The organism is Streptomyces sp. NPDC037290, assembly GCF_055603245.1.
Window position 1 is genome coordinate 24,311 of sequence record NZ_JBVJVZ010000041.1, and the last position, 6,013, is coordinate 30,323.

At 69.5% G+C, this 6,013-nt stretch carries 5 protein-coding genes; 1 reads left to right on the forward strand and 4 read right to left on the reverse strand.

Annotated features, from left to right (window positions below; genetic code table 11):
- Positions 1-164: 164 nt before the first annotated feature.
- Complete coding sequence (locus ACZ7HQ_RS42470; RefSeq protein ID WP_471002181.1) at positions 165-1,322, reverse strand: aminotransferase class III-fold pyridoxal phosphate-dependent enzyme; 1,158 nt, start codon at positions 1,320-1,322, stop codon at positions 165-167.
- A 190-nt stretch (positions 1,323-1,512) separates the two neighbouring features.
- Between ACZ7HQ_RS42470 and ACZ7HQ_RS42475 the strand changes: the two genes are divergently transcribed.
- On the forward strand, positions 1,513-2,586 hold the full coding sequence (locus ACZ7HQ_RS42475; protein WP_471002184.1) for a helix-turn-helix transcriptional regulator: 1,074 nt from the start codon (positions 1,513-1,515) through the stop codon (positions 2,584-2,586).
- 34 nt (positions 2,587-2,620) lie between these two features.
- On the opposite strand, the gene ACZ7HQ_RS42480 is transcribed toward ACZ7HQ_RS42475, so the two are convergent.
- The 3 genes from ACZ7HQ_RS42480 to ACZ7HQ_RS42490 form a co-directional block, all read right to left on the reverse strand.
- A complete protein-coding gene (locus ACZ7HQ_RS42480; protein WP_471002187.1) occupies positions 2,621-3,265 on the reverse strand; it encodes a class I SAM-dependent methyltransferase in 645 nt (214 codons plus the stop codon).
- A 190-nt stretch (positions 3,266-3,455) separates the two neighbouring features.
- The gene (locus ACZ7HQ_RS42485; RefSeq protein ID WP_471002190.1) at positions 3,456-4,325 is read right to left on the reverse strand and encodes a phytanoyl-CoA dioxygenase family protein; all 870 of its coding nucleotides are present in this window, start codon (positions 4,323-4,325) and stop codon (positions 3,456-3,458) included.
- The gene (locus ACZ7HQ_RS42490) at positions 4,322-5,932 is read right to left on the reverse strand and encodes a phosphoketolase family protein (protein ID WP_471002196.1); all 1,611 of its coding nucleotides are present in this window, start codon (positions 5,930-5,932) and stop codon (positions 4,322-4,324) included. Before ACZ7HQ_RS42490 ends, ACZ7HQ_RS42485 begins: the two co-directional genes overlap by 4 nt.
- Between the last annotated feature and the right edge of the window lie 81 nt (positions 5,933-6,013).

Consider the following 6,013-nt stretch of genomic DNA (forward strand, 5'->3'; position numbering starts at 1 on the left):
GTTGCGGCCGAGGGCCGTCACAGCGTCGGAGAGCGCCGCGGCCATGAAGTCGATGTCCTCATCCGTTGAGTTCAGAGGAGGAGCGACGACCAGGCCCTCGCTCCTCGGGTGGCCAGCTCCTGTGAACGGGTAGAACAAGACACCGCGCCGCTCGGACTCCTCCATCAGGGGCCAGAGCAAACCAGGCTCGACTTCCACCCCGTACAGGTGTCCGAGACCCCGGACGTCCCGCACCGGGCCCAGGGCGGCCAGGGCTCGCAGGGACTTCCCGAGCCGCTCCCCACGGGCCGTGAATGCGTGGAGGTCATGGACTCCAGCTCGTCCAGGACCCCCAGGCAAGCCGCCGCCTGGAGCGGGTGGGTGGCCATGGTGCCCATGGCGGGCAGCGGGTCTGCGCCCTCGTGCCTGATCAGCGGTGCGATCTCGGGCGACACCAGCACTGCACCCACGCCTGTATACCCGGCCCCCAGACCCTTGGACAGGATGCACAGGTCCGGCTCGGTGCCGTCCCAGTAGTCGCTGGCCAGGGGCGTGCCGGTGCGCCACAGCCCGGTCAGCACTTCATCGTGGATAACCAGGACGCTCCGCTCACGGCAGATCTCCGACACTCGCCGCAGGTACCCGTCGGGCGGCACGTAGGCGCCACCGGTGCTTCCGTTGACGGGCTCGATCAGGACCGCAGCCACGTTTTCCGCGCCCCGGCGATCGATCACGCTCGCGACCTCGTCGGCACACGAGGCATCGCACCCACCCCGGCCGTGGCCGTGCGTCGGCGGATAGGGCGCGGGGAAGGCCGGCCCGAGGCCGAGCGCGTCCTCCGGGCGAGGCCGGCGGGCGTGGTTGCCTGCGAGAGCGAGGGTGAGCGCGGAGTTCCCGTGGTAGCTGAGGTCGGACGTCAGGATGTCTCCGCGGCGTTTCCTGTCACGGACCCGCGTGATGTTCCGCGCCAGGCCCACCGCGACCTCCGCGCCGAGCGTCCCGCACGTGGTCAGCGCGACAGAGTCTTCCGGGCGACCCACGGCGCGGCACAGGCGGTCCATCAGCTCCATCTGGATGTGGGGCTGGACGACGGCGGCGCCCCCGTACGAGTAGCGCGAGAACTGCTGCTCGATGCGGGCGAAGACCGAAAGGCTACCCTGCCCCACGTTCACACAGAGAAGCCCGCTCGATCCGTCGAAGATCTTGCTGCCGCCAGCACGGTGCAGCCACGGTCCGCTTGATCCCACGACGTCGAAGTCCGGCAGCGGCCGGGACGACGTCAACAGCCGTTCGCGACGGGACAAGTAGCGATCCATGCGAAGCCCCTTCTCGGGTGTGCTCACTGAGCGCGCGAGAGCGCGACGGCGCGTCGCTTCGTATACGAGAGGTGTCCGGGTGCGCGTCGAACGCTTCCGGGAATGACGAGTACAGCCCAACTTCCTTTCGCCATCCAGAAGTTAGGTGTTGTCACGGGGTTGTCCCGGATGCACACTCGCTACCCTCGGAGTAGCTGTCGATGATGAGGTTGATTCCGTGGACGAACCGATCCGGCATCCCCTCGCATACGCGCGATTCCTGCGCGGCTGGTCTCAAAGCGATTTGGTGATCCGGATGCAGCGGGCCGCGCGGAGGCGACCAGAGGGACTTCGGTGCGGGGCAGACAAGGCCGCCGTCAGCCGGTGGGAAAACGACCGGAAGAAACCCGACGTCGAAACGCAGCTCCTCATCGCTGACGCCTTCGACGTGCCGATCTCCGACCTTGAGCGCTATCCGTGGCCTCACTGGCTGCCCGGCCGCGAGGAGCCGGTGCCGCTCGGGTCGCCGTACACCGTCCACGCCCTTCGAGATGCGCAGAGAGCCGTGATGGACCGCGAACGTCGAACCTTCCTGACCTACAGCACACTCGCCCTGGCGGGGCTTGCCTCGCAGTGGGCCAACCTGGAACCCGAACGCCTCACCACTGCCACCGACGGCAGCACTCGTGTTGACGACGAGCTGATGAGTTGGTTGGAAGCGACCGGTGCGAAGCTGTCGGCGCTCCCGACCGAGCAGCGCCAGCACATGATCAAGCTGACCGAAGCGCACCTGGACACGGTCACCGACCTGTTGGAGGCAGGCCGCTACAGCGAGCCAACAGGGCGCCGTCTGCACCAACTGGCGTCGTCGCTGGCCAGTACGTGCGGCTGGTACCGGTTCGACCAGGGCCAGCACTACGCGGCCGGGAAGCTGTGGAACGCCGCGTTGTCCAACGCGCACACCGCCCAGGACCGAGATCAAGGCGCGGGAGTCTTGTCGGACTTCACGTATCAGGCGATCTGGCTCGGGAAGCCAGAGTCGGCCGTCGAGCCGCTGAGCCAGGCCCTCATCCACACGAGGCACCCCATGGCACGGTCGGCCCTCCATCTGCGTCGGGCCCGCGCATACGCGGCGATGGGAATCGCCGGCGCCTGCCACCACGACCTGAAGGCGGCCGAGGCGACTCTGCTGACGGATACGCGGGACCCGGCGCCGTCCTGGTGCCGGTGGATGAGCACCGCAGTTATGCGGTCTGTCAACCTGTTCCAGCGCGGGAGTGTCTCAAGACGTCCCTACTGCCTGGCCGCGTAACGCGGTCGTGGGCCAGGCAGCAACGGGCGGGTTGTCAGGGGCGGGTGCCGACGATGGCCTCGGTGCGTACGACTTCGTCGAAGACGCCATCGGGGTTGAACTCGGTGAGGGCCTGGCGCAGGTCGCGTTCGAACGCGTCCTTGTCGTCGCCGAGTTGGGCGGGGCTGGAGTAGCTGTAGGAGAACTGAAGGCCGATCACCTCGTCCAGGGTGCGGGTGACGGTCCGGTCCCAGCGGGCGGTCTCGACGCTGGAGAACGGGGAGCGGGCCACCACGTCCTGGTGGCGTTCCCTTGGATGGGCGTAGGTCCCCGACCCGGCCCGTCGCTCGGGCCCGAGGTAGCGGGTGCGGACGTCGGCGATGACCTGGAGCCAGGGCGCGGGCTCAAGATCGCCGGGGGCCCCGCCGGAGGCGAGGACGACGGCACCGTTCTGCTCGACGAGCTGGTCGAGGTCGCGAAGGGTCTGGTCGCGGTCCATCCAGTGGAAGGCGGCCCCCATCACGGTCAGCAGCACCGGTTCCAGGCCCATGCCGGGCAGGGTGGTGGAGTCGCCTTGGCGCCAGTCGATGTTGGTGATGTCCTGCTCGGCGGCGAGTTTGCGGCCCTCATCGAGCATGCCGGGCTCGGGGTCGACGGCGGTGACGTGGCCGACAAGCTTGGCGAGGGGGAGCGCGAGCACGCCGGTGCCGGTGCCCAGGTCCAGAACGCGCTGAGTGCCGTCCAGGGCGAAGCGCGCGGCCAGCTGTCGTAGAAAGCCTGGTCGTAGCCGGGTCGGTAGCGGGCGTAGTAGGGGGCGGTGGAGGCGAACAGCTCCTCGGGCGTGTAGGTCATCTCGTCAGTCTTTCGCGTTCAGTTGGCCGTGTGCGGTGTCATTCCGGAGAACGAGCCGGGCCCGCGTTGAGGTGCTGCCACCAGGTGCGCAGGGGCGCGGCTCCGGCGCCTTCGTGAGCAACAGAGCCGTCCGGGTTGCGGTCGGGGCGGCCGAGCAACTGCTGCTCGATGTCGGTCAGGTCCCCGCGATCCAGTAGCTGGGGGGCCGGGTCGTCGACGGGGGCGAGCCAGCGGTAGCCGTACTGCATCATCACCGCCAGCCGGGGGTGACCGGAGGTGTTGAGACCGCCCGCATGCCAGGTGCGGTTCTCGAAGAGAAACGCGTCGCAGGGGCCGACGTCGGGGGTGATCGCGCCGGGCGGGTCGATGGCTCCGGCCGGAACGGTGACGGGTCCGGTGTCGGCGTGGCTGCCCGGGAGGACCATGGTGACGCCGGCGTCGGGAGTGAGGTCGCTGAGGAAGTAAGCGGCCTTGATCGACATGCGAGGGACAACATCGATGCCGAGGTCGCGGGTGGCAGAGCTCATGTCGCGGTGCCAGCCGTGCCGCTCGGGGACGCGGATGGTGCGCGTGCCGCCCGACGGGATGGACGGCATGTAGATCAGGTTGCTGGACATCAGATGCAGGTTCGCGCTCAGCAGCGCGACGAGAGTGGGCAGCACCTTCGGGTTGGTGACCAGCGGCAGGAAGATGTCGTCCATGGCGACGATGCCGCGGAAGCCGTCCTTGCCGTCGACGCTGCGGTCCCTTCCGGGGGTGCGGTCGCTGTCCAGCAGCCGCAACGCCGCCGCGGCGGCCTGCTCGCGCCACTCGGGCGTGATCACGTCGCGCAGCACGACGAAGCCGTCACGTTCGAAGGCGTCCAGGACCTTCGGGTCGGGCGGGGATGCCGTATCGAGGGTCGTCATCCGCTGTGCTCCTTGATCATGAGGGCGGCTCGGGCGGAGAGGGCGGCGGCCGAGAGGCCGCAGTGCTCCAGCAGCCCCTCGGGGGTGGTGGGACGGCTGGGCTCCCGGTAGCCGACGACGTGGAACCGGCTGGTCTCGCCGCGGGCGGCCAGCAGCGCGCGGACGGGAGCGGGATGGGTGGGAACGGCCATCAGGACGGGGGTGTCGGTGCTGAACAGGCGGGTGAAGGTCCTCTCATCAAGAGCGTAGGACCAGTGCGGAGCCGGACTGAGGACCGCGAGATCGTTGACATGCAGATAGCGGAACTTGATCTCGGGATGCGACCGGCGCAGCAGCGTGGCGGCGGCAGTCAGCTCGCGGGCCGGGACGTCCCCGGCCGAGGCGAGGACCAGGTGCGGGCGGCCGTGGTGGCTCAGGTGGGGCCAGACGGCGGCGCCGTCGGTGAGCTCGTCGCGGAACGGGTCCGGCGGGAAGGAGGGGCCGGGGTGCTTGTCGGTGATCAGGAAGTTGACGCGGTCGTGCCCGGCCAGCATCACCGCGAGGACGGCGGCGGCCCGCGTGGCGTCCGCCGGGGTGTAGACGTGCACGAAGCCGTCCTCGGTCTCCAGCATCGAGGAGACCAGGCCGGGGTTTTGGTGAGTGTAGGTGTTGCGCCAGCCCAGCGAGGTGATCAGGTAGTTGACCGACGGCAGCCCGCTCTGCCCGGTGAGATAGCGCAGCCGCCGGTGCTTGAGATGCTGGACGAGCAGGCTGGTGTTGACCGGGGCGAACGCTTTGTAGGTGGCCAGCAGCGCGTCCCGGCCGGTCTCGGTGTAGCCCTGCAGCCAGCCGTGACAGATCTCCTCATTCAGAATCTCGGCCGCCCAGGACGGCAGCTTGCCGTCCGCCGTCACCGCCACCCGGTTGGAGGCGATCTCGTCCGGACTGAACAGGCGAAACGCCCCACTGGCCGCACGTTCGCGTACGACCGCGGACACGTCGGGCCAGGACTGAAGCCGCCGAGAGGCGAGCGGGGCCGACGGCCGTGTCATCCCCGGTTCGGCGGGGGGACCGGGCAGGGCCTGGCGGACCAGGTCGGTCGGGCGCCCTTGGGTGGTGAACAGCTCGGCGGGCCGGTAGGAGGCGAGCCAGGCCGCCAGCGCGGCGAACTCCTCGTCGTTGTGACGGGGACTTTTCAGCGGGGTCTTGTGGACGGCCGGGGTGCCCGCGATCCGCCGGCCGGCCACCCGTTCGGGCCCGGTGTGGCCCTTGGGCATGGTCAGCACGATCACCGGCTGCCGAGCCAGCTCGCCGAGCGGCCTCAGCCGGGTGAGGGCGTCGGCCAGCACCTGGCGGAAGCCGGGCAGGTCGGCGCCGTCGTGGATCAGCGGTTCGTAGCCGAGGCCGGTGAAATATGCGCGTACCTCGTCCTGGTTCATGCCGGCCAGCAGTGAGGGGCCGCCCATCTTCAGCCCATTGGCCAGCACCACCGGCAGCACCGCCCCGTGCTCTCCGCTGCCGTGCAGGGCTCGGCGGGCGAGCCAGGCCGCCGCGGTTGCCCCGGTTTCCAGCTCGCCGTCCCCGATCAGCGGGACGACCAGGCGGTGCGGGGCGTCTAGGGCGTGTATCGAATGTGCTGGTCACAGCCACTCGTTGATGGCCGCGACGAGGACGGTCGCCTCGTAGCGGACCGCGAGTTTGTCGTAGCG